22 protein-coding genes are annotated in these 22,223 nt (G+C 32.5%); 20 read left to right on the top strand and 2 right to left on the bottom strand.

Translation table 11 applies throughout. The annotated features are described in order from the left end of the window. Positions 1 to 9: 9 nt before the first annotated feature. Positions 10 to 918 (bottom strand): hypothetical protein, encoded by a 909-nt coding sequence (locus tag Q0820_RS09810; protein ID WP_298487412.1) that lies wholly within the window; start codon positions 916 to 918, stop codon positions 10 to 12. A 26-nt stretch (positions 919 to 944) separates the two neighbouring features. Beyond that, a complete protein-coding gene (locus Q0820_RS09805; RefSeq protein WP_298487410.1) occupies positions 945 to 1,658 on the bottom strand; it encodes a DUF547 domain-containing protein in 714 nt (237 codons plus the stop codon). Between the two features lie 293 nt (positions 1,659 to 1,951). On the opposite strand from Q0820_RS09805, the gene Q0820_RS09800 reads away from it, so the two are divergent. The 20 genes from Q0820_RS09800 (at position 1,952) to argH (ending at position 22,017) form a co-directional block, all read left to right on the top strand. Continuing rightward, entirely contained in the window at positions 1,952 to 3,310 is a 1,359-nt protein-coding gene (locus tag Q0820_RS09800; protein ID WP_298487408.1) for an FAD/NAD(P)-binding oxidoreductase, read from the top strand. Positions 3,311 to 3,312: 2 nt separating this feature from the next. Beyond that, a complete protein-coding gene (locus Q0820_RS09795; protein ID WP_298487677.1) occupies positions 3,313 to 4,902 on the top strand; it encodes a 4Fe-4S binding protein in 1,590 nt (529 codons plus the stop codon). 1 nt (position 4,903) lies between these two features. Beyond that, positions 4,904 to 5,389 (top strand): hypothetical protein, encoded by a 486-nt coding sequence (locus tag Q0820_RS09790; protein WP_298487406.1) that lies wholly within the window; start codon positions 4,904 to 4,906, stop codon positions 5,387 to 5,389. Further along, positions 5,389 to 6,078 (top strand): glycosyltransferase family 2 protein, encoded by a 690-nt coding sequence (locus Q0820_RS09785; RefSeq protein ID WP_298487404.1) that lies wholly within the window; start codon positions 5,389 to 5,391, stop codon positions 6,076 to 6,078. The genes Q0820_RS09790 and Q0820_RS09785 overlap by 1 nt, the downstream gene beginning before the upstream one ends. Before the next feature lies 1 nt (position 6,079). After that, positions 6,080 to 7,564, top strand: a complete 1,485-nt coding sequence (locus Q0820_RS09780) for a cellulose synthase family protein (RefSeq protein ID WP_298487402.1) — start codon at positions 6,080 to 6,082, stop codon at positions 7,562 to 7,564. Positions 7,565 to 7,612: 48 nt separating this feature from the next. Beyond that, positions 7,613 to 8,218 carry an alpha-ketoglutarate-dependent dioxygenase AlkB gene (locus Q0820_RS09775; protein WP_298487400.1) on the top strand — a complete coding sequence of 202 codons (606 nt, stop codon included), beginning with the start codon at positions 7,613 to 7,615 and terminating at the stop codon, positions 8,216 to 8,218. 186 nt (positions 8,219 to 8,404) lie between these two features. Further along, the gene (locus tag Q0820_RS09770; protein WP_298487398.1) at positions 8,405 to 8,854 is read left to right on the top strand and encodes a DUF3291 domain-containing protein; all 450 of its coding nucleotides are present in this window, start codon (positions 8,405 to 8,407) and stop codon (positions 8,852 to 8,854) included. Positions 8,855 to 8,907: 53 nt separating this feature from the next. Further along, on the top strand, positions 8,908 to 10,272 hold the full coding sequence (locus Q0820_RS09765; RefSeq protein WP_298487396.1) for a mannosyltransferase: 1,365 nt from the start codon (positions 8,908 to 8,910) through the stop codon (positions 10,270 to 10,272). Between the two features lie 219 nt (positions 10,273 to 10,491). Next, positions 10,492 to 11,121 (top strand): GNAT family N-acetyltransferase, encoded by a 630-nt coding sequence (locus Q0820_RS09760; RefSeq protein WP_298487395.1) that lies wholly within the window; start codon positions 10,492 to 10,494, stop codon positions 11,119 to 11,121. 35 nt (positions 11,122 to 11,156) lie between these two features. Then, the gene (locus Q0820_RS09755; protein WP_298487393.1) at positions 11,157 to 12,347 is read left to right on the top strand and encodes an argininosuccinate synthase domain-containing protein; all 1,191 of its coding nucleotides are present in this window, start codon (positions 11,157 to 11,159) and stop codon (positions 12,345 to 12,347) included. Further along, complete coding sequence (gene argC, locus Q0820_RS09750) at positions 12,340 to 13,314, top strand: N-acetyl-gamma-glutamyl-phosphate reductase (protein ID WP_298487392.1); 975 nt, start codon at positions 12,340 to 12,342, stop codon at positions 13,312 to 13,314. The genes Q0820_RS09755 and argC overlap by 8 nt, the downstream gene beginning before the upstream one ends. 175 nt (positions 13,315 to 13,489) lie before the next feature. Further along, on the top strand, positions 13,490 to 14,284 hold the full coding sequence (gene proC, locus Q0820_RS09745) for a pyrroline-5-carboxylate reductase (RefSeq protein ID WP_298487391.1): 795 nt from the start codon (positions 13,490 to 13,492) through the stop codon (positions 14,282 to 14,284). 27 nt (positions 14,285 to 14,311) lie between these two features. Continuing rightward, positions 14,312 to 15,436, top strand: a complete 1,125-nt coding sequence (locus Q0820_RS09740; RefSeq protein WP_298487389.1) for an aminotransferase class III-fold pyridoxal phosphate-dependent enzyme — start codon at positions 14,312 to 14,314, stop codon at positions 15,434 to 15,436. Continuing rightward, positions 15,436 to 16,632 (top strand): glutamate-5-semialdehyde dehydrogenase, encoded by a 1,197-nt coding sequence (locus Q0820_RS09735; protein WP_298487388.1) that lies wholly within the window; start codon positions 15,436 to 15,438, stop codon positions 16,630 to 16,632. Before Q0820_RS09740 ends, Q0820_RS09735 begins: the two co-directional genes overlap by 1 nt. Positions 16,633 to 16,745: 113 nt before the next feature. Next, entirely contained in the window at positions 16,746 to 17,510 is a 765-nt protein-coding gene (gene proB, locus Q0820_RS09730) for a glutamate 5-kinase (RefSeq protein WP_298487387.1), read from the top strand. Positions 17,511 to 17,535: 25 nt separating this feature from the next. Next, positions 17,536 to 18,474, top strand: a complete 939-nt coding sequence (locus Q0820_RS09725; protein ID WP_298487385.1) for an acetylornithine carbamoyltransferase — start codon at positions 17,536 to 17,538, stop codon at positions 18,472 to 18,474. After that, on the top strand, positions 18,474 to 19,253 hold the full coding sequence (gene argB / locus Q0820_RS09720) for an acetylglutamate kinase (protein ID WP_298487384.1): 780 nt from the start codon (positions 18,474 to 18,476) through the stop codon (positions 19,251 to 19,253). Before Q0820_RS09725 ends, argB begins: the two co-directional genes overlap by 1 nt. After that, positions 19,254 to 20,321, top strand: coding sequence for a M20 family metallo-hydrolase (locus Q0820_RS09715; RefSeq protein WP_298487383.1), 1,068 nt, complete (start codon positions 19,254 to 19,256; stop codon positions 20,319 to 20,321). A gap of 25 nt (positions 20,322 to 20,346) precedes the next feature. After that, positions 20,347 to 20,709, top strand: coding sequence for a four helix bundle protein (locus Q0820_RS09710; protein WP_298487382.1), 363 nt, complete (start codon positions 20,347 to 20,349; stop codon positions 20,707 to 20,709). A 30-nt stretch (positions 20,710 to 20,739) separates the two neighbouring features. After that, positions 20,740 to 22,017, top strand: coding sequence for an argininosuccinate lyase (gene argH, locus Q0820_RS09705; RefSeq protein WP_298487380.1), 1,278 nt, complete (start codon positions 20,740 to 20,742; stop codon positions 22,015 to 22,017). The last annotated feature ends 206 nt before the right edge of the window (positions 22,018 to 22,223 follow it).

Genomic DNA, 22,223 nt, shown 5'->3' with positions numbered 1-22,223 from the left:
TATTTTTCTCTATAAGATAACTCTAAGTCCTAAATTAAAAGTTTGTCCTAAACCTGTATTATTTCCTCTTAAAAAATTTGTATACAAAGCTTCTAAGTTTAAAGCATTTGTTAACTGGTACTTAACACCACCACCTGCAGCTGTAAAATCTTGTGTAAAATTATTTCCTAAATCTATACGCTGTGAGTGTTGCACTAATGCCAAAACTGTAAATTTAGAACTTGGGAAATAGCTTAAAAACACTCCTGGAGTAAGGTTTAAACTATTATTAGCAAAACTATCTGCTTTATCTCCAAAATTTAACTCCGAGTTTAACTCTGTAAATAACTGCCATTTATCTCCAGGAAATGTGTAATCATAAAAGAATCTATTTTGCCAAGTATATCCTTTTTGATCTAGAAAAACTCCATTTTCTGTTTCATTATCTACTAGAGGAATAAAGAAGGAACTTTGAATACTAAAATTACTAACCGATTTAAAAGGCACAAATTTTACAGATGGCGCTATAGAAGTTAATCCAGAACGTGCTGTAGTATCTTCTCCATCAAATTTAAAAACATCTAACGCACCTCTATCTCCTATAACATTAGAACGGAATTCAAAAATTGCTCCAACATTCCATCTTTTATTCTTACCAACTCCCGTATACGCCTCTAAAGTAGATGTAAAAAAAGTTTGCCTTGGTTCTTTTCCATCAGAAAAAGTACTTTTTGTTTGCGTATATAAATTATTGAACCATTTAATATCTACCTGTCCTTTTCCTATTAATTTAGATGGTGTGTATTGTTGAATATTACTTTTTTCTTGTTCTGGTTCAGAAGACATCATTTTTTTATCTTCCATTTCTTCTTGAGCAAAACTTACACTAGTTGCTAAAAGAACTGCTGATGCAACTATATATTTTTTTATTGATTTCATTATATTTTCTTTAGGTTGCTATTATTTTATTTTAAATCATTTAACGTCCAGTCATAAGGATAGTAAGACACCTTAGCTTTCATTGGTAATTTTTCCTTTTTATATGTATTAATATAGTCTACTAAGGATCCATTTTTAGTAAAATCTCCTTTATACCACTCAAATATTTGAGAAATTTTTACTTTGTTTTTATTTACCTGTATAAACTTAGCATCATTTAGTGCTGCAACAGTTTGCATCTGTAATTGTTTCTCTAAAGTGCTTGGCTTGTATGCAGTGTTTATTATTGGTGGGCAGCCTAAACCTGCACATACAAGAACAAAATGAAAACGAGGTTCCTTAGGAAAATTTCCTCTTAACAGCTTATTCTCTATATCATTAAGCGTAATATTTTTACCCCCAATATTATGTTTTATCTTATCAAAAAAACCTGCTTTATCTAAAGGTGACTTAATAGGATAATTGGCTACAATACTTTTTATTACAATTAAATTGTAACCGTTTATCCAAAAAGCTTTGTATTCTTTAGACTTTGCTTTATCTACTTCTATAGACTTTGCTAAATCTAATATTTCATTTAATTCTTTGGTATCCTTTTTAATTTCTGAATACGCTACTCTTCCATTCTTAACATGTTTACTAAAAAATGCTTCCGCTTTTGTAAAAAACATATCTGTGCTTTGGGCATTACTTTTATAGCTTATAAGACATAATACTGCCAAGATTACTATTTTTTTCATAATTATATTTTTAATTGTTTCATTTTTTTGAAAGAAAATTCCTATAAATTATATCGATAAACTATAACATAAATTGTATTGTTTACGTTTTAAATACAATTCACATATGCTATGTCGCGTATATTTTAAAAACTTAACAAAGCAATACTTTTTCTTTCTTGGGTCAAAGGAACTTCAAAAGTATCACATAGTTATCACGAAAAATATCACGTGATTATCACAAAAATAAATTTCGAAATTTTGTTAAGTTTTTATAATTAACTTCGACCTAAACCCAATAACCAATCAAATTTATGGAACATATAGTCATTATAGGTAATGGTATTTCTGGCGTAACAGCCGCTCGCCATATTCGAAAATTATCTGATAAGAAAATTACAATTATATCTACGGAGACAGATTATTTTTTCTCTAGAACTGCTCTTATGTATGTGTATATGGGTCACATGAAATTTGAACATACGCAGCCGTATGAAAATTGGTTTTGGAAAAAGAATAGGATAGATTTAGTGAAAGGATATGTAAAAACTATAGACCACAAAAACAATATTCTTAAAATAGAAAACAGTACAGATATTGTTTACGACAAATTAATTATAGCTACTGGTTCTAAACCCAACAAATTTGGATGGCCAGGGCAAGATTTGGGAGGTGTACAAGGCTTATATTCTAAACAAGATTTAGATACTTTAGAAAAAAATGCTCCTAATAAAGAGGTATGTAAAAGAGCTGTTATTGTTGGTGGCGGTTTAATTGGGATAGAAATGGCTGAAATGCTACGCAGCAGAGATATTCCTGTTACATTTTTGGTTCGTGAAAGTAGTTTTTGGAACGGAGTATTACCTAGCGGAGAATCGCAAATGATAAATGAGCACATACTAGAACACCATATAGATTTACGCTTAGAAACTAATTTAGTTGAAATTTTGGCAGATGAAAATGGTAATGCTAAAGCTATTGTAACAGACAAAGGAGATACAATAAAGTGTTCTGTAGTTGGTTTAACAGCTGGTGTTTCTCCTAACATTAATTTCCTTAAAGATTCTGGTATAGAACTGGGTCGTGGTGTTAAAGTTAATAGGCTATTAGAAACTAACATTCCTAATATTTATGCCATTGGAGATTGTGCAGAACAGCACCAAGCAATTGGTAACCGAAGACCTATAGAAGCTGTTTGGTACACCGGAAGAATGATGGGAGAAACTCTTGCACAAACTATATGCGGTAACCCTACAGAATACAAGCCAGGACACTGGTTTAACTCTGCCAAATTTTTAGACTTAGAATACCAAACTTATGGTTGGGTATTTAGCGAACGAAGTAAAAGTGAAGAAGAAAAACACTTTCATTGGAGGCATGCCAAAGAAAAAATATGCGTAACCATTGCTTATCATAAAGATACCAAAGCATTTTTAGGAATAAACACTTTTGGAATTCGCATGCGACATAACATTTTTGACCGTTGGCTAACCGAAAACAAGAGTATAGAATACGTTTTAGAGTATCTTAAAGATGCCCATTTTGATCCAGAATTTTATGCCCATTATGAAAAAGAAATACTGGCAAAATACAACCATGAAAACGGAACAAACATAACTCCAAAGAAAAAAAGCTGGAAAAGAATTTTCGCAACGTCTAAAGCAAGAGCATAATGATGAAAACAATACAAAATATAGGGATAACCATCTTTTTAGTAGGATTCGGGATTTTTGCCGCCCTCCCATTTTTAGGCAATTTTAAACTTGATGAAAAAAACTTTGAGGAATTAATTACCAATCAAGGTATTAAAAGTGAAATTTTTATACAAGATCTTAAAAGCAAAATTGTTGGTAAAGATTTTTCAGGAATAACATCACTAGCCCCAATAGTAGAAACTACTATTAATGATGCCAACAAAGTACATTCTAAAAACAAAGAATGGGGTAAAAAAGTATATGCCGGAAGTGATGATTTTGCAACTGCTATCCGTAAAAAATCTGGCTACGGGTTCATACCTGAAAATAAAGGATTAATGTGGTTTTTAACCTTTGGCTTAGGTATTATTGGAGCCCTCATGTTTATTCTTCCGCAAGTAGTTACCTTAGGAAAAAAAGGAATTAAAAATGACCATATTTATCACCAAAGTTCTACGAATAAAGGATGGATTGCTTGGTTGGTATTTATATTTCTGGTAAGTTTTTACCTTGTTTTATACTTTAAATCGGAGTATGCGGTAAACTGGACGTATTTAGTAGACCCAATAAGCCAGTCCTTAAGCGGAAATTTAGCTGGTCACTGGTTTGTTTATGGCTTTATGTATTGTGTTGTTATGACCGTTATGGCTATTCGTATGTATATAAAATATCGCCATAATATGTACCAAATAGTAAGAACAACATCGGTTTTGTTCTTTCAAATTGTATTTGCTTTTTTAATACCTGAAATCATGGTAAGATTACAGTTATCTTACTCCAAAGGATACGATTTTAAAAATGCATTCCCATTAGATTATGATTTCTTTTTCAGTTGGAACTTAAAAGAGCTTATTTCAAGCGGTGGTTTAGGTTTATTTATTCTTGTTTGGGGTATTTTATTAACGGTAGTTATTGTTCCTGTAATGGTATACTTTTTTGGAAAAAGATGGTACTGCTCATGGGTTTGTGGTTGTGGAGGACTTGCTGAAACTCTAGGAGACCCGTACCGCCAACACTCTAGTAAATCTTTATTTTCATGGAAAGTAGAGCGTTGGTTAATTCATGGTGTATTGCTTTTTGCTTTAGTTATGACCGGATTTACATTATATGGCTTTTTTGCAGAAACCGGAACTGTACTAGGCATTAAAGTTCAAAGTATAATGAATACCTACAGCTTTTTAATAGGAGCTATCTTTGCTGGTGTAATTGGAACTGGTTTTTACCCTATTTTTGGGAATAGAGTTTGGTGCAGATTTGGTTGCCCGTTAGCTGCCTATTTAGGTTTTGTACAACGTTTTAAATCGCGTTTTAGAATAACAACCAATGGCGGTCAATGTATTTCTTGTGGTAATTGTTCTACCTATTGTGAACAAGGTATAGATGTTAGAGCTTATGCTCAAAAAGGGGAAAACATTGTACGTTCTAGTTGTGTAGGTTGTGGTGTATGTTCTGCGGTATGCCCAAGAGGGGTATTAAAACTGGAAAACGGACCAGAAGAAGGACGTATTAACCCTACCGAAGTATTATTAGGGAATGATGTAGATTTAATGGAATTAGTTAATAAAAAATAAAATGATTTTTAAAATACCCATGATGGCGCTTCTTTGCCTTTTTCTTAATCTAAAAGAAAAAGAATACGCTATTTATCATAAGGAATTTTATAAAACAGGAAAAATAAAGTCTGAAGGTTGGCTTAAAAACAATATAAAAACAGGATATTGGAAATTTTATCATGAAAATAGTGTAGTCTCTAAACAAGGGCATTATTACAATGGCAAAAAAGAAAACTACTGGTATTTTTACAACAAACATAATGTTCGTGTTAAAGAAGGAAATTATAAAAACGGACAAATGATTAAATGGTGGCTTTTTTATGATTCTAAAGGAGCTATTGCCCATAAATGCCAGCTTACCAATGGTGTAAAAAACGGTTACTGTTTAAAGTATAAAAACAAAAAAATAACCGCTGCCGTAAGATACTCCAATGGTAAAAGAATAAAAGAGTGGACTAGCTTTTCTAGTTTTAAAAAAGAAAATAAATTATCTGATTTGTATTAATGACCAATGTAAAAGTTATTATCCCTGCTTTTAATGAAGCAGATTCTATTGCACATGTAATAAAAGAAATACCATCTTTAGTGTCTGAAGTTATTGTTGTTAACAATAATTCTACAGACAATACCGTGGAAAACGCTAAAAATGCTGGAGCAACTGTTTTAACAGAAACAAAAATGGGATACGGTTATGCTTGTTTAGCAGGCATGAATTATATTAGTAAACAACCCAACAAACCAGATATAATTGTATTTATAGATGGTGATTATTCTGATTATCCAGAAGAACTCACTAAAATAATACAACCAATTATAGATAAAAAAGTAAACTTTGTAGTAGGTGCCAGAGTAAAAGAACTAAGAGAAGATGGTAGTATGACACCGCAGCAAATTTTTGGTAATTGGCTAGCAACCAGTTTAATGAAGTTGTTTTTTAGGGCAACATTTACGGACTTAGGGCCGTTTAGAGCTATAGAGTACCATACGTTGTTATCTTTAAACATGGAAGATAAAACCTATGGTTGGACCGTAGAAATGCAATTAAAAGCTCTAAAAAAGAAAATAGCATATATCGAAGTACCAGTGCGTTACAAAAAAAGAATTGGTATCTCAAAAGTGTCTGGAACAGTAAAAGGTAGTATATTTGCGGGCATAAAAATATTAGGTTGGATATTTAAATATAGCATCAAATAAAATGGGACTAACTATTGCTTACATCATTATTGGTATTTACAGCATTGCGTTATTGCTGATATTCTTTTATAGTTTAGCTCAGCTTAACCTATTAGTCAACTATTTAGGCTATAAAAGGAGAAACCAAACCGCTCCAAAATATAACCTTTTAGACCCAAAAGAAATTCCGTTTGTTACCATACAACTTCCTGTTTATAATGAGGAATATGTAATGGATAGATTGTTAGAAAATATTGCCAAGCTAGAATATCCTAAAAGTAAATTAGAAATTCAGGTTTTAGATGACTCTACGGACGAGTCTGTTCATGACACTGCAAAGCATATAAAAAAATTACAAGCTACTGGTTTAGATATAAAACACATAAGAAGAGAAAATAGACAAGGTTTTAAAGCAGGTGCTTTAAAAGAAGGTTTAGAAATTGCAAAAGGAGAGTTTATTGCAATTTTTGATGCAGATTTTTTACCAGACTCAGACTGGTTAAAAAAGACGGTTATCTATTTTAAAGACCAAGAAATTGGTGTTGTACAAACACGTTGGGGACACATAAACAGAGACTACTCTACCTTAACGCGTATACAAGCTTTTGCTTTAGATGCGCACTTTACGTTAGAACAAGTTGGGCGTAATGCAAAAGGACACTTTATTAACTTTAATGGTACTGCTGGTATTTGGCGTAAAGAATGTATTCTAGATGCTGGTAACTGGGAAGGAGATACCCTAACAGAAGATTTAGATTTAAGCTATAGAGCGCAATTAAAAAACTGGAAGTTTAAATATTTAGAAGATGTAGAAACTCCTGCAGAATTACCTGTAGTTATTAGTGCTGCTCGTTCCCAACAATTTAGATGGAACAAAGGTGGGGCCGAAAATTTTAGAAAGACTGTTACAAGTGTTGTTTCTTCTAAAAACATTCCTTTTAAAACTAAATTTCATGGTGTAATGCATTTGCTTAATAGCTCTATGTTTTTATGCGTTTTTATAGTTGCATTACTAAGTATACCTATGCTGTATATTAAAAACAGTTACGGTCATCTAGGTTGGGTTTTTGAAGTTACAAGTTTCTTTATTGTAAGTACTATAATACTATTTATCTGTTATTGGTTTACCTACAAAAGTATTCAAGGTAGTAGTTTTGATAATTTTATAGATTATATAAAACTATTTTTCACCTTTTTCTCTATTGCGCTAGGGTTCTCTTTACACAATTCTATTGCTGTTTTAGAAGGCCACATGGGTAAAAGAAGTGAGTTTGTACGTACTCCAAAATTTAATCTTAATAATATTACAGATAGTTGGAAAGGCAATAAATACCTAACCAAAAAACTATCTCCGAACATGATATTAGAAGCAGCCCTTATGTTATACTTCCTTTTTGGAATGTATAGTGCGGTACCGTTAAATGATTTTGGTCTTTTCCCTTTTCATTTTATGCTATTTCTAGGTTTTGGATACGTGTTTTTTAAATCGCTTACCGCTAGAGCATAATTTAATAATAGTACTCTTATTTTAATATCTTGTATATCTTTATGCAAGATGGATTTATTTAATACAGAAGAAACACCAAACATTTTACCCTTTGATGGAGAAGTACTTTATTATGGTACTATTTTAGACCTTTCTAAATGTCAATATTATTATGACATTCTCTTAAATACCATAGAATGGAAACCAGATGAAGCTATAATTTTTGGAAAACAAATTTTTACAAAACGTAAAGTGGCTTGGTATGCCGAAAAATCATTTGAATATACCTATTCTAACAACACAAAAATTTCTATCCCTTGGACAAAAGAACTTTTAGAGCTAAAAAACCTTGTTGAAAATAAGACTGGTGAAACCTATAATTCTTGTTTATTAAACCTTTACCATAGTGGAGAAGAAGGTATGGCTTGGCATAGCGATGGCGAAAAAGATTTAAAACAAAATGGAGCTATAGCTTCTTTAAGTTTCGGAGCAGAAAGAAAATTCCTTTTTAAACATAAAACCACCAAACAAAATATTAGTATAGTACTAGAAAAAGGCAGCTTATTGGTAATGAAAGGCACAACACAAAAACACTGGTTGCACCGATTACCACCAACCAAGAAAGTACATAGCACTAGAATTAATTTAACTTTTAGAACTATTGAAACTTCTTAAACCCGAATTATGTATTAGAAAGTCGTCGTGAGGATTGAAAGTATAATAAAGTCAAGTGCTTTATTAATTTTAGCATAGCACCGCTATGGTTAAATTAAAAAGTACAGCGAAGCGTTTGATTTTGAAGTAATTTCAATACGTAACAGATGTTCTAATGCATAAAGCGGGTTAAAACAATACTATAGAATGAAATATAAATTAGCAGAAATAAATGTTGCAAGAATTAAAGGAGTAACTATAGAGGACTCTATAATGAAAGAGTTTGTAGAAAATCTAGACACTATAAATACTCTTGCAGAAAATAGTGATGGTTTTATTTGGCGATTAAAAGATGATTCTAATAATGCCACTAACCTAAACCCTTTTAATGATGTTCAAATTATTATAAACATTTCTGTCTGGGAAAATGTAGAAGCTTTAGGTAATTATGTTTATAAAACAATACACAGTGATTTTTTAAGAAGACGCAAAGAGTGGTTTAAAAATTATGGTAATGTAAGTACTGCAATGTGGTGGATTCCAGAAGGAAAATATCCTTCTGTGGAAGAAGCAGTAGAAAAGCTTGCCGAGCTTCAAAAAAATGGAGCAAGTACTAGTGTTTTTAATTTTAAAAATACATTTCCAAAACCTAATTAAAAAAACAATCTGTATTATTGGTTATTCGTATATTGCAGTAAACCAACTTACGTATGTGGAGGCAACTAACTTCCCATTGGAAACTACATAAATATTCTATATTACTTGTCCTAGCAAGCATTGCTTTATATGCATCGTTTGCTTACAACTTGCAAAGAGAAGATTTTATAAAACTTCTTACGCTCTGTATTGCATTATTTTTTCTCTGTTATAAAATTATACAATTCCAAAAATGGAATTTTAAATTTCTATTGGGTGTTGGTGTTCTTTTTAGATTGGTTTTTTTATTTGCTGAACCCAATTTATCTCAAGATTTTTATCGCTTTATATGGGACGGAGAGCTACTAAATAATTTTAAGAATCCATATTTATACCTTCCTAAGGTACTTATAGAGCAAAAAGATTTACCAATTGCAAATGCGCAAGAACTCTATAATGGCATGGGAGAATTAAGCCCAAAATTTTATAGTAACTATCCCCCTTTAAATCAACTTATATTTGCTCTAGCTTCTTTACTTGGCGGTAAAACAATATTAGGTTCTATAACCATAATGAGAATTAGTATTATTCTTGCAGATATTGGTATTGTTTATTTTGGACGTAAACTTTTAAAAAACCTTAACCGCTCGCCACATCTAATATTTTGGTATTTTTTAAACCCGTTAGTACTTATAGAACTTACTGGCAATTTACATTTTGAAGGTGTAATGCTCTTTTTCTTTATCTGGTCTTTATATTTATTATCTATAGACAAGTGGAAAACTAGTGCCGTAGTGTATGCACTTTCTATACTAACAAAATTAGTTCCTCTACTTTTTTTACCACTTTTCCTAACACATTTTAAATTTAAAAAAAGTGTTCCGTTTTACGCCATAGTAGGCATAACTACAACTATTCTTTTAGCGCCTTTTTATTCTTCCGAATTTATAGCAAACTATTCTGAAACCGTTGGACTTTGGTTCTCTAATTTTGAGTTTAATGGTAGTATCTATAATATTATAAAACATACTGCAATTTCATTTTTTGATGCTAAACCCTGGGAGCTTATTAAAGCGTATGGAAAAATAACCCCCATTATAACCATTAGTATAGTACTGCTTTTTACATTTTTAAGAGATAATAAGAATTTAAACACCCTTATTTCTTCCATGTTATTTATATTAACCATCTATTATTTTATCTCTACAACCGTGCATCCTTGGTATATTATCTTTTTAACCCTTTTAACCCTTTTCACAAATTACAAATACGCAGTAGTCTGGTCTTCAGCAGTAATTTTAAGCTATTGGGCATATGGTCAACCAGATTTTAAGGAGAATTTATGGTTTCTTTTCATTGAATATAGTTCTGTTTTTGCAATAATCCTTTACGAATTAATAACACAACGTAACAAAAAGCGGCTTTTTTGTAAAAATTAAACAGTTCGTATTGTTTTTTCAGTATAATTTGTACATTTGGTCTCTAATGAAAACAAAAGCACATACATATACAAACATCTGGACAACTGCTCCAGCATGTTCTTTTGTTCCCACTCGCCGCCGCCCGTAGGGGTGCGTTATATTTATGGAAATAGGTGAGTCCATTTCCCTTCTCAAAAACAATAAGTTATTCATTATTTTTAATAAAACAAGCATTCAATGAAAATTGTAATTGCTAATACATCACATTTTAAATACGCTCAAATTATTTGCGATACCATTGGGGAATCTGCAAAAGTTAGAGGTACAGGTATTGCAAAACGTACTCCAGAATATATTCAAAAAAAGTTGGAGAACGGTAATGCCGTAATTGCTCTTGATGGGGATAAATTTGCAGGGTTCTGCTATATAGAAGTTTGGGGGCATGAAAAATTTGTTGCCAATTCTGGACTTATTGTTCATCCAGATTATAGAAACCAAGGGCTAGCAAAAAAAATTAAAAAAGCGGTTTTTAACCTCTCTAAAGAAAAATTTCCTGATGCTAAAATATTTGGTATAACTACCGGATTAGCTGTAATGAAAATTAACTATGAGCTAGGTTACAAACCTGTTACATTTTCAGAACTTACAGATGACCCAGAATTCTGGAAAGGCTGCCAAACCTGTAAAAATTTCGATATTTTAACTCGTACCGAAAGAAAAATGTGTCTCTGCACAGGAATGTTACATGATCCCAAAGTAGCACCCAAAGAACAAAAAATACAAGAACCAGAAAAAGTGAATAGCAAGGCTTTTCAAAGGTTAAAAAAAATAAAGGAACAATTATTCCTAAAAAAGAAACAAAAATAGATTTTCCGTTTATACGGGAGTAAATAATACATAGAATGAAAAAATTAGTTTTAGCATATAGTGGAGGTTTAGATACATCCTATTGCGCAAAATATTTATCAAAAGACAAAGGATTTGAAGTACATGCTGTAAGTGTAAATACAGGTGGTTTTTCTAAAGAAGAAATTGCTACTATTAATTCTAAAGCTATAGATTTAGGAGCTACTAGTTATACATCTTTAGATGCCGTACAAACCTTCTATGATAAGGTGGTTAAATATTTAATTTTTGGAAATGTATTAAAAAACAATACGTACCCTCTTTCTGTTAGCGCGGAGCGTATTGTACAAGCTATTGAGATTGTAAATTATGCTAAAAAAATTGGTGCAAATTATATAGCGCACGGTAGTACTGGAGCTGGTAATGACCAGGTTAGATTTGATATGATTTTTCAAATTATTGCTCCAGAAATAGAAATTATTACTCCTATTAGAGATAATAAACTATCTAGAGAAGCAGAAATAGAATATCTAAAAGAAAACGGCGTAGACTATTCATGGGAAAAAGCTAAATATTCTATAAATAGGGGGCTTTGGGGAACATCTGTTGGTGGTGAAGAAACGCTAACTTCTGAAAAAGCATTGCCAGATAGCGCATACCCTAGTCAGTTACAAGAAAAAGAGCCTAAAGATGTAAAACTAACTTTTGAAAAAGGAGAATTAGTTGCTATTGATGGTACTAAAGATAGTCCTGTTGCAAATATAGAAAAGCTAGAAGCTATGGCTTCTAAGTATGCTATTGGAAGAGATATTCATGTTGGAGACACTATTATTGGCACAAAAGGTAGAGTTGGTTTTGAAGCTGCCGCTGCATTAATTATAATAAAAGCACACCATTTACTAGAGAAACATACGTTAAGCAAATGGCAACAATACCAAAAAGAACAGCAAGGCAACTTCTACGGAATGTTATTACATGAAGGCAATTACTTAGATGAAGTAATGCGAAATATTGAAGCTTTCCTTACAGATACACAAAAGAATGTTTCTGGTGATGTTTTCTTAAGCCTTTACCCTTTCCAGTTTAGATTAAATGGAATAGCTTCTAAACACGATTTAATGACCGATGCTTTTGGTAAATATGGGGAAGTAAATAAAGGTTGGACCGCAGATGATGCTAAAGGTTTTATTAAAATACTTTCTAACTCTGGAAAAATATATAACCATGTAAATCAAAAAAATGATTAAAGTAGGAATTATTGGTGGTTCTGGTTATACTGGTGGAGAACTCATTAGAATTTTATTAAACCACCCGCAAGCAGAAATAGATTTTGTGTATAGTACCACAAGAGCTGGTAAAAAAATTACCAGTGCTCATGCCGATTTATTGGGTGTTACCGATTTGGCTTTTACGGGCGATGTAAATCTAAATGCAGATTTAGTGTTCCTTTGTTTAGGGCATGGTAATTCTACCAAGTTTTTAAATGCGCATGCGTTTTCTAAAGATACCAAGATTATAGATTTAAGTAATGATTTTAGGTTAAATGCGGATGAGACTTTAAACGACAGAACTTTTGTTTATGGACTTCCAGAACTAAGAAAATTGGAAATTGAGAAAGCAAAAAATATTGCTAATCCAGGCTGTTTTGCAACTGCAATACAACTAGCTTTATTACCACTAGCAAAAGAAAACAAACTAAGTAAAGATGTACATATAAATGCTGTTACCGGTAGTACAGGTGCAGGCGTAAGTCCATCGGCAACATCGCATTTTAGCTGGAGAAATAATAATGTGTCTTGGTACAAACCTTTTACGCATCAGCATTTAGGAGAAATAGGAGAAAGTCTAGCTAGTTTACAAGAAAATGTAGGAGAGCTTTTCTTCCTTCCAAATAGAGGAAACTTTACAAGAGGAATTTTAGCAACAGTTTATACAAAATATGAGGGTGATCTAGAAAGTGCCAAAGTTATTTTCAATGATTTTTATAAAGATGCACTTTTTACGCAAATTTCTGAAGAGCCTATAAACTTAAAGCAAGTTGTAAATACCAATCAATGTCATATTCATTTACATAAACATGGCAATACTTTATTGGTTACTTCTGCCATAGATAACCTTTTAAAAGGAGCATCTGGCCAAGCAGTACAAAACATGAATTTAATGTTTGGGTTTAATGAAAACGAAGGTCTAAATTTAAAGGCTGGAGTATTTTAAATGAGTAATGAAAATATTATTGCGAATTGAAATAACAACCTCAATACTAACTACTTAACGCATTTTGCTAACAATAATAAATAGGAACGAAAAGAAAATTTAAACCATCAAAAGTTGTACATTTTTAAGGCATTAAAAACTTAATACGTTGTACTAACCACATAATACTAAGAGTATGAGAGTAGCCATCATAGGAACAGGAAATTTAGGATTAGCCATTGGTAAAGGAATATTAGATAGCAAAGGAGCTAGTTCTATGTACCTAACCAAAAGAAATCTAGAGGACATTAAAGAGTACACTAGTTATGAAAACGTAGTTTTAACCAGTGATAACAGAGAAGCTGTTAAAAATTCTGACGTTCTAATTTTTGCTATTCAACCGCGCCATTTAGAGGCCATCCTAGAAGATGTAAAAGATTTACTAATGTCAAACCATATTATAATCTCTGTAATTACTGGGTTTAGTATTGCTCGTATAGAAAGTATTGTTGGTAGTGATAAAAATATTATCCGAAGCATGCCAAACACTGCTATTGCGGTAGGTAAGTCTATGACTTGTATGTGTAGTAATGATATTGGTAAAAGCAAAATAGCTATAGCGCAATCTATTTTTGATAAAGTAGGTGCATCTATGGTTATTCCAGAAGAGCAAATGCAAGCCGCTACGGTAATTTGTGCAAGCGGTATCGCTTTTTGGATGCGTTTAATACGTGCTACCACGCAAGGTGCTATACAACTAGGTTTTGAAGCTAAAGAAGCCCAAGAATTAGCAAAACACACTTGCGATGGTGCAGCCGGTTTATTATTAGCATCTGGGAATCATCCGGAAGAAGAAATAGACCGTGTAACCACTCCTGGAGGCTGTACTATTGAAGGATTAAATGAAATGGAGCATCAAGGCTTAAGCTCTTCCTTAATTCAAGGAATTGTAGCATCCTTCGAAAAAATAAATCAAATTAAAAAAGGGTAAATCCAACCTATTCTTAAAAAACATAGTATGAAATTATTTGATGTATATCCACTTTATAATGTAACACCCGTTTCTGCAAAAGGAATGGTAGTTATAGATGATAAAGGACAAGAATACTTAGATTTTTATGGCGGACACGCTGTAATTTCTATTGGTCATGGGCACCCTCATTATGCAGAAAAACTTAAAAACCAATTAGACAAAATTGGTTTTTATAGCAATGCAGTACAGAACCCTTTACAAGTAGAGCTTGCTACCAAGCTAGGCAAGTTATCTAACTGTGAAGATTACAACTTATTTTTATGTAATTCTGGGGCCGAAGCCAATGAAAATGCTTTAAAATTAGCCTCTTTTAAAACTGGGAAATCTCGCGTAATTGCATTTAAAAATGGCTTCCACGGAAGAACATCTGCAGCAGTTGCTGCAACAGATAATGAGAAAATTAATGCGCCAATAAACAAACAACAAAAAGTAACTATTTTACCTTTTAATGATATTGCTGCCTTTACTGCAGAAATTAGTAAAGGAGATATTTGCGGGGTTATTTTAGAAGCAATACAAGGTGTTGGAGGTTTAGATGAGCCTAATACAGAATTTTTTCAAACAATTACCAAATTAACCAAAGAAAATGGAGCGCTTCTTATTGCAGACGAAGTACAATGTGGCTTTGGCAGAAGTGGTAAATTCTTTGGATTTCAACATCATGATATTAAACCAGATATTATAAGTATTGCAAAAGGAATGGGTAACGGCTTTCCTGTTGGTGGTGTACTAATACACGAGAGTATAGAAGCTTCTTACGGAATGTTAGGAACCACTTTTGGCGGCAATCATTTAGCTTGTGCTGCTACAACAGCTGTTTTAGAAGTATTAGAGAGTGAAAATCTTATTGAAAATGCCGCTAAAATTGGTGCTTATTTTAAAGAAAAAGCAAAGGAAATTCCACAAATAAAAAACATCAAAGGAAAAGGATTAATGCTTGGAATTGAATTTGATTTTGAAGTAGGAGAGCTACGCAAAAAAATGATTTACAACCAACATATTTTTACTGGTGGTGCTATGAATAAAAAACTACTACGTTTTTTACCAGCCCTTAACTGCACCAAAGAACATATAGACTTATTTTTTAATGCCCTTAAAGAAGAATTGTAGTGAGCATTTTACTAAACATAAAAGAACGTAACGCGGTATTACTAACCATGGCCAATTTAATTATTGAAAATAAATTGACCATCCTTGCCGCAAACAAAAAAGATTTAGATGCCTATTCTGGTGAAGATTTAGCCATGGGTGACCGTTTAAAAGTAGACCAATCTAAAATAGATGGTATGGTCTTATCTCTAAAACAATTAGCAAACGAGCAAGATCCATTAGGGATTGAGCGTTTTGCCTTTACGCATGATAATGGTATTCAAGTAAGTAATAAAACAGCGCCTTTTGGAACTATATTAATTATTTATGAATCTAGACCAGATGTTACCATAGAAGCTGCTGGTATTGCTTTTAAATCTGGTAATAAAATACTTTTAAAAGGCGGTAAAGAGTCTTTAAATAGTAATTTGGTTTTGGTAAATTTATGGCATAAAGCTTTAGAGTCTCATAACTGTACTAAAGATTGGGTTTCTTATTTGCAATTTGACAGAAAACAAACCCAAGAATTTTTAGAAAAACCAACCCAAAAATTAGACTTAATTGTCCCTAGAGGTGGCGAAAAATTAATTGCTTTTGTAAAACAGCATGCAACCTGCCCAGTTATTGTAAGTGGTAGAGGAAACAATTTTGTGTATGTAGATGCAGAAGCCGATTTACAAATGGCTTTAGACATTATTATAAATGCAAAAACTACTAAAATATCGGCCTGTAATGCTTTAGACAAAGTTCTTATTGCTGCAGATATGCCTAGAAAGCAACATTTTGTACAACACTTAATGGCTGAGCTTAAGAAAAGTAATGTAGAGATTATTACCGATGAAGCTTTTTCTTCTTTAGAGGGCACCTCCATGCTAAAAGATGAAAACATATGGTATGAAGAGTTTTTAGATTATAAAATTGTTTTTGGGCAAGTACCTTCTTTAGAAGAAGCTATTACAAAAATTAATAAATACGGAGGCGGACATTCTGCTGCAATTATAACAGCTAATAAAGAGAATGCAGACACCTTTATGCAATTAGTAGATACTGCTGCTGTGTACCATAACGCATCTACAAGATTTACAGACGGAGGGCAATTTGGTCTTGGAGGAGAATTAGCCATTAGCACAGATAAATTACACCAACGAGGACCAATTGGGTTACAGCATTTAGTAACCAATAAATGGTATATTTTAGGAAACGGACAAACAAGATAATGCCCCCATCCTTCAAAGGGAAATTTTACTTCTATGAACTTAGAGGTGTTAATATGAAAAAATAGTACAAAAAGCTAAAGGCGAAGAGCCAAAATTCAAGAGTTAACTAGAATATGAATAAAAAAAGAATCTTACTAAAAATTGGTTCTAATACGCTAACAAAAGAAACCAACCATATATCTAGAGGTAAAATTGAAGATATTGGAAGGCAAATTGCTAGTTTAAAAGAAGACTATGAGTTTATTATAGTTAGCTCTGGAGCTATTGCTGCTGCAAAACAGTTTGTAAAACTAGAACACAACGGAGAAGAAATTAATGTAAAGCAGGCATTAGCTTCTATAGGGCAACCCCATCTTATGCGCATTTTTCAAGAGAACTTTAGAGAACTTGGTCTTTTTACATCGCAATGTTTATTGTCTTATTCAGATTTTGAAAAAAAAGAATCACAAATTAATATTAAAAACACTATTAACGTATTAGTATCTAACAACTTTATCCCTATCATTAATGAGAATGATACCGTTTCTACAGATGAAATAAAATTTGGGGATAATGATAAGTTAGCAGCACTTACGGCAGGCCTTTTACAAGCCGATTTGCTTATAATTGCAACCAATACAGATGGTATTTACACTAAAGACTCTATAAGTAAAGAAACCCCAGAAACTATCCAATCCGTTAATAACCTATCCAATTTAGTAAAGGAAATAAGTGATGAAAAATCATCGCACGGAACAGGTGGTATGCAATCTAAAATTGAAGCTGCAACTATTGCTCAAAAAGCAAATATTGAAACTTGGATTGTAAACGGGTTAAAAGAAAACTTTATTCTAGACGCCATAAATAACAAAAGTAATTTTACAAAAGTAATCCAGTAACTGGCTACTTATTAATACCTTTTCAATGAAAAACTATCTTTCTATAAACGATATTGACTCCCTACCAAAACTAGTAGAAGAAGCTAAAAACCTTAAGAAAAACCCAAAAGCAGATGTTGCTCTTGGTACAAATAAAACTATAGGACTTCTATTCTTTAATAACTCTTTACGTACCCGTTTAAGTACCCAAAAAGCTGCAACAAACTTAGGCTTAGAAGTAATGGTTATGAATTTTGGTAACGAAGGTTGGGCGTTAGAATATGGGGATGGCACAATCATGAACCAAGGTACATCAGAACATATAAAAGAAGCGGCACAAGTAGTCTCACAATATTGTGATATCATTGGTATTAGAGCTTTTGCAGGATTAACGGATAAAGAAAAAGATAAAGCCGAAGTAGTTCTTAATGGCTTTAAAAAATATGCTTCTGTTCCTATTCTAAATATGGAAAGTTCTGTTGGCCACCCTTTACAAGCCCTAGCAGATGCTATTACCATAGACGAAAATAAAACAACTAAAAGACCAAAAGTAGTTTTATCATGGGCACCGCATCCAAAAGCTTTACCACATGCAGTTGCAAATTCTTTTGTAGAAATGATGCAATTACAGGATGCCGATTTTGTTTTAACGCACCCAAAAGGGTACGAGCTGGATCCAAAAATTACTGATGGAGTAACTATAGAACATGACCAAGAAAAGGCTTTAAAAAATGCCGATTTTGTTTCGGTAAAAAACTGGAGTAATTATAAAGACTACGGTAAAGTTATAAATACCGATGCCAGTTGGATGATGACTAAAGAAAAATTAGGAAACGCTAAATTCATGCACTGCTTACCTGTTCGTAGGAATGTAGTAGTAAATGATGCTGTTTTAGATAGTGACCAATCTATCGTTATACAACAAGCAAATAATAGAACGTACGCTGCGCAAATAGTACTTAAGAAAATATTAGAAAACCTATAATGAAAGAGAAATTATCCATCGTAAAAATTGGAGGTAACGTAATAGAGAACAAAGAAGAGCTTGCTAAATTTTTAAACTTTTTCTCTGAATTAAAAGGCGCTAAAATATTAGTGCATGGTGGCGGTAAGCTTGCAACACAATTGGCAGCCAAATTAGGGATAGAATCCCAAATGGTAAACGGTCGTAGAGTTACAGATGCTAAAAGCCTAGAAATTATTACTATGGTTTATGGAGGATTAACCAATAAAAATATAGTTGCTAGCTTACAAGCAAATGGAACTAATGCTATAGGATTAAGTGGCGCAGATGGTAACGCAATACAAGCACATAAAAGACCTGTAAAAGAAGTAGATTTTGGTTTTGTTGGCGATATAGATGGTATAAATGCATCCTTTTTAAACACCCTTATTACAACTGGAGTAACTCCTGTTTTTTGTGCATTATCTCATGATGGCGAAGGAAACATCTTAAATACAAACGCAGATACTATAGCATCTGAAGTAGCTATTGGGATGAGTAAAATTTATGAAACAACTCTTTATTATTGTTTTGAAAAAAAAGGAGTTCTTTTAGACATTAAAAATGAAAACTCTGTAGTAACAGACATTAACACTAGTAAATACCAAGAGCTTTTAGAGCAAAAAATTATTGCAGATGGTATGCTTCCTAAATTGGAAAATTGTTTTCATGCGCTTCATAACAACGTAAATAAAGTTTGTTTGGGGGATATTGAAATGATACAGCCAAATGCTAAACTCTTTACATCAATTACTTTATAAATGGAACAAAAAGCACTTACAGAGAAAGCTATTGCGTTATTAAAGCAACTAATAAGTATCCAATCTTTCTCTAAAGAAGAAGATAAAACAGCCAATGCTATTGAAGCTTGGTTTACTAGTTTTTCTATTCCTTTTACAAGAGATAATAATAACGTTTACGCAAAAAACAAACATTGGGACGCTAGTAAACCAACCTTATTATTAAACTCTCATCATGACACCGTAAAACCTAATAAAGCTTACACCAGAGACCCATATTTACCGGAAGTAATTGACGGTAAATTATACGGTTTAGGAAGTAATGATGCTGGTGGATGTTTGGTTTCTCTTTTAGCAACTTTCTCTCATTTTTATGCGCAAGAAAATTTAAACCATAATATTCTTATGGTAGCTTCGGCCGAAGAGGAAAATGCTGGAGTTAACAGTTTAAGAGGATTACTTCCTAGCCTTCCTAAAATAGATGTTGCTATTGTTGGCGAACCAACGTTAATGCAATTAGCAATCGCAGAAAAAGGTTTGGTAGTTTTTGATGCTATTGTAAAAGGAACTCCGTCCCACGCGGCACACCCAAACAATAATAATTCTATTTATAACACTATTGAAGTTTTAGATTGGTTTAAGAATTACAAATTTCCCAAAACCTCTGAAGCATTAGGCGATGTAAAACTCACAGTAACACAAATAAATGCTGGAAGCCAACACAATGTGGTACCCGCACAAGTAGAGCTAGTTATTGATGTTCGTGTTAATGACAGTTATACGAATAAAGAAATAGCAGATTTATTAAAGGCAGAAGCGCCATGCGAAATTCAAGAACGCGGACTTAAGCTAAACTCCTCAAAAATTGACCAAAACCATGCATTGGTTAAAAGTGGAATAGCTTTAGGAAGAGAAACCTATGGTTCGCCTACACTATCCGACCAAGCAGCATTAACTTGCCAATCTGTAAAATTAGGACCTGGAGACAGTACTCGCTCACATTCAGCAGATGAATTTATCTACATAAATGAAATTGAAGAAGGAATAGATTTATATATTAAAATATTAAACGGATTTCTTTTTTTGTAAATAGTTAGTAGTTTAAAGTTTTAAGATGTATAATTATAAAGAACTTATCGTTTGGCAAAAATCAATGAATTTGGTTGAACTAGTCTATAAAGCTACAGCAAATTTTCCTTCTGAAGAGAAATTTGGATTAACAAGCCAAATCAGAAGAAGTGCGGTATCCATCCCTAGTAATATTGCGGAAGGAAGTGGACGAAATTCTAACAATTCATTTCGCCATTTTCTTGAAATATCCAATGGTTCTATAAATGAACTTAAAACACAATTAGAAATTTCAGAAAGATTAGATTTTATTTCAGGCCAAAAACTACAACCTATTTTAAATCTTTGTGCTGAAGTGCAAAAAATGACCTATACATTAATAAAAAAATACACAAAAACAGAAGACTAAAATCTTCTAACTAAAAACTTATAACTAATTATGAAACTCTGGGATAAAGGATTTAGCACCGATAAAAAAATTGACCATTTTACGGTTGGTAATGATAGGGAACTCGATTTACAATTAGCAAAGTACGATGTAATTGCATCTACAGCGCATGCTAAAATGCTAGGAAAAATTGGTTTACTTACACAAAAAGAAACGGATGCTCTTGTGCAAGAGTTGGCATCTATTAAAAAAACTATTGAAAAAGGAACTTTTACTATTGAAGATTCTTTTGAGGATATGCACTCTAAAATAGAATATCTTTTAATTGAAAAACTAGGAGACACTGGGAAAAAAATACATACGGCAAGATCTAGAAATGACCAAGTTTTAGTTGCTATGCATTTGTATTTAAAAAATGAATTAGAAGAAATTAAAGAGCAAACTAAATCTCTTTTTAGTCTTCTTATAAATCTTGCAGATAAATACAAAACAGTGCTACTTCCTGGTTACACGCATTTACAAATTGCGATGCCTTCTTCTTTTGGCCTATGGTTTTCTGCTTATGCAGAAAGTTTAATAGACGATTTATACTTTATTGATGCTGCCTACAAAATTGCAGACCAAAACCCACTAGGAAGCGCTGCTGGCTATGGAAGTTCTTTTCCTATAGACCGAAGTTTTACTACCAAAGAAATGGATTTTGCTACACAAAAATACAATGTAGTTGCTGCGCAAATGGGGAGAGGAAAAGTAGAAAAGGCTACTGCTTTTGGTATGAGTAGTATTGCCTCTACTCTATCTAAAATGGCTATGGATATTTGCTTGTATATGAGCCAGAATTTTGATTTTATTTCCTTCCCAGATGAGCTTACTACAGGTAGTAGTATAATGCCACATAAAAAAAATCCAGATGTTTTTGAGTTGGTAAGAGGTAAGTGTAATAAAATACAAGCAGTACCTAACCAATTAATTCTTATTACTAATAACCTACCTAGTGGTTATCACAGAGATTTGCAATTAGTTAAAGAAGTTATTGTTCCTGCAATTCAAGAATTAAAATCTTGTTTAGACATTTTAACTTTTAGCCTAAAAGAAGTTAAAGTAAACACAGGAATTTTAGAAGACCCTAAGTACGATTATCTATTTAGTGTAGACACCCTTAATGAGTTAGTATTAAGCGGAATACCTTTTAGAGATGCTTACAAAAAAATGGGTATAGAAATTAACGAAGGTACTTTTTCTCCAAAAAGAGATATTAGACACACACATGAAGGAAGTTTAGGCAACCTTTGTTTAAATGAAATTCGTGAGAAAATGAATAAGGTGTAAAAGCACCAACTCCATTTTTCTTATTTTTTAAGCGGTAATTAAATAGTAGCTACTATTTAATTACCGCTTTTATTATGTATTAAAATGCAAAGGCTATTTACAGCCTAATAACTTTCCCTGTTTTCAGCCTACTACACCTATATATGAACCTCTAATTTTGTCTTGTTTACCTATAAAAACATAAGGTTCACAACAAAAAGACAAAT

This window comes from uncultured Maribacter sp. (assembly GCF_947495965.1).
Lineage (GTDB): Bacteria > Bacteroidota > Bacteroidia > Flavobacteriales > Flavobacteriaceae > Maribacter_B.
The sequence above is the reverse complement of the archived record's forward strand: the minus strand, read 5'-3'. Positions and strand labels throughout refer to the sequence as shown.

Excerpts from the sequence above, each read along its gene's own strand:
- Q0820_RS09795 (WP_298487677.1), top strand. The coding sequence starts at position 3,313 with ATGAAAACAATACAAAATATAGGGATAACCATCTTTTTAGTAGGATTC.
- Q0820_RS09810 (WP_298487412.1), bottom strand. The coding sequence starts at position 918 with ATGAAATCAATAAAAAAATATATAGTTGCATCAGCAGTTCTTTTAGCA.
- argH (WP_298487380.1), top strand. The coding sequence starts at position 20,740 with ATGAAACTCTGGGATAAAGGATTTAGCACCGATAAAAAAATTGACCAT.
- Q0820_RS09710 (WP_298487382.1), top strand. The coding sequence starts at position 20,347 with ATGTATAATTATAAAGAACTTATCGTTTGGCAAAAATCAATGAATTTG.
- Q0820_RS09760 (WP_298487395.1), top strand. The coding sequence starts at position 10,492 with ATGAAAATTGTAATTGCTAATACATCACATTTTAAATACGCTCAAATT.
- Q0820_RS09790 (WP_298487406.1), top strand. The coding sequence starts at position 4,904 with ATGATTTTTAAAATACCCATGATGGCGCTTCTTTGCCTTTTTCTTAAT.
- argB (WP_298487384.1), top strand. The coding sequence starts at position 18,474 with ATGAAAGAGAAATTATCCATCGTAAAAATTGGAGGTAACGTAATAGAG.
- Q0820_RS09800 (WP_298487408.1), top strand. The coding sequence starts at position 1,952 with ATGGAACATATAGTCATTATAGGTAATGGTATTTCTGGCGTAACAGCC.
- Q0820_RS09770 (WP_298487398.1), top strand. The coding sequence starts at position 8,405 with ATGAAATATAAATTAGCAGAAATAAATGTTGCAAGAATTAAAGGAGTA.
- Q0820_RS09765 (WP_298487396.1), top strand. The coding sequence starts at position 8,908 with ATGTGGAGGCAACTAACTTCCCATTGGAAACTACATAAATATTCTATA.
- Q0820_RS09755 (WP_298487393.1), top strand. The coding sequence starts at position 11,157 with ATGAAAAAATTAGTTTTAGCATATAGTGGAGGTTTAGATACATCCTAT.
- Q0820_RS09805 (WP_298487410.1), bottom strand. The coding sequence starts at position 1,658 with ATGAAAAAAATAGTAATCTTGGCAGTATTATGTCTTATAAGCTATAAA.
- Q0820_RS09725 (WP_298487385.1), top strand. The coding sequence starts at position 17,536 with ATGAAAAACTATCTTTCTATAAACGATATTGACTCCCTACCAAAACTA.
- proB (WP_298487387.1), top strand. The coding sequence starts at position 16,746 with ATGAATAAAAAAAGAATCTTACTAAAAATTGGTTCTAATACGCTAACA.
- Q0820_RS09785 (WP_298487404.1), top strand. The coding sequence starts at position 5,389 with ATGACCAATGTAAAAGTTATTATCCCTGCTTTTAATGAAGCAGATTCT.
- argC (WP_298487392.1), top strand. The coding sequence starts at position 12,340 with ATGATTAAAGTAGGAATTATTGGTGGTTCTGGTTATACTGGTGGAGAA.
- Q0820_RS09740 (WP_298487389.1), top strand. The coding sequence starts at position 14,312 with ATGAAATTATTTGATGTATATCCACTTTATAATGTAACACCCGTTTCT.
- proC (WP_298487391.1), top strand. The coding sequence starts at position 13,490 with ATGAGAGTAGCCATCATAGGAACAGGAAATTTAGGATTAGCCATTGGT.
- Q0820_RS09780 (WP_298487402.1), top strand. The coding sequence starts at position 6,080 with ATGGGACTAACTATTGCTTACATCATTATTGGTATTTACAGCATTGCG.
- Q0820_RS09775 (WP_298487400.1), top strand. The coding sequence starts at position 7,613 with ATGGATTTATTTAATACAGAAGAAACACCAAACATTTTACCCTTTGAT.
- Q0820_RS09715 (WP_298487383.1), top strand. The coding sequence starts at position 19,254 with ATGGAACAAAAAGCACTTACAGAGAAAGCTATTGCGTTATTAAAGCAA.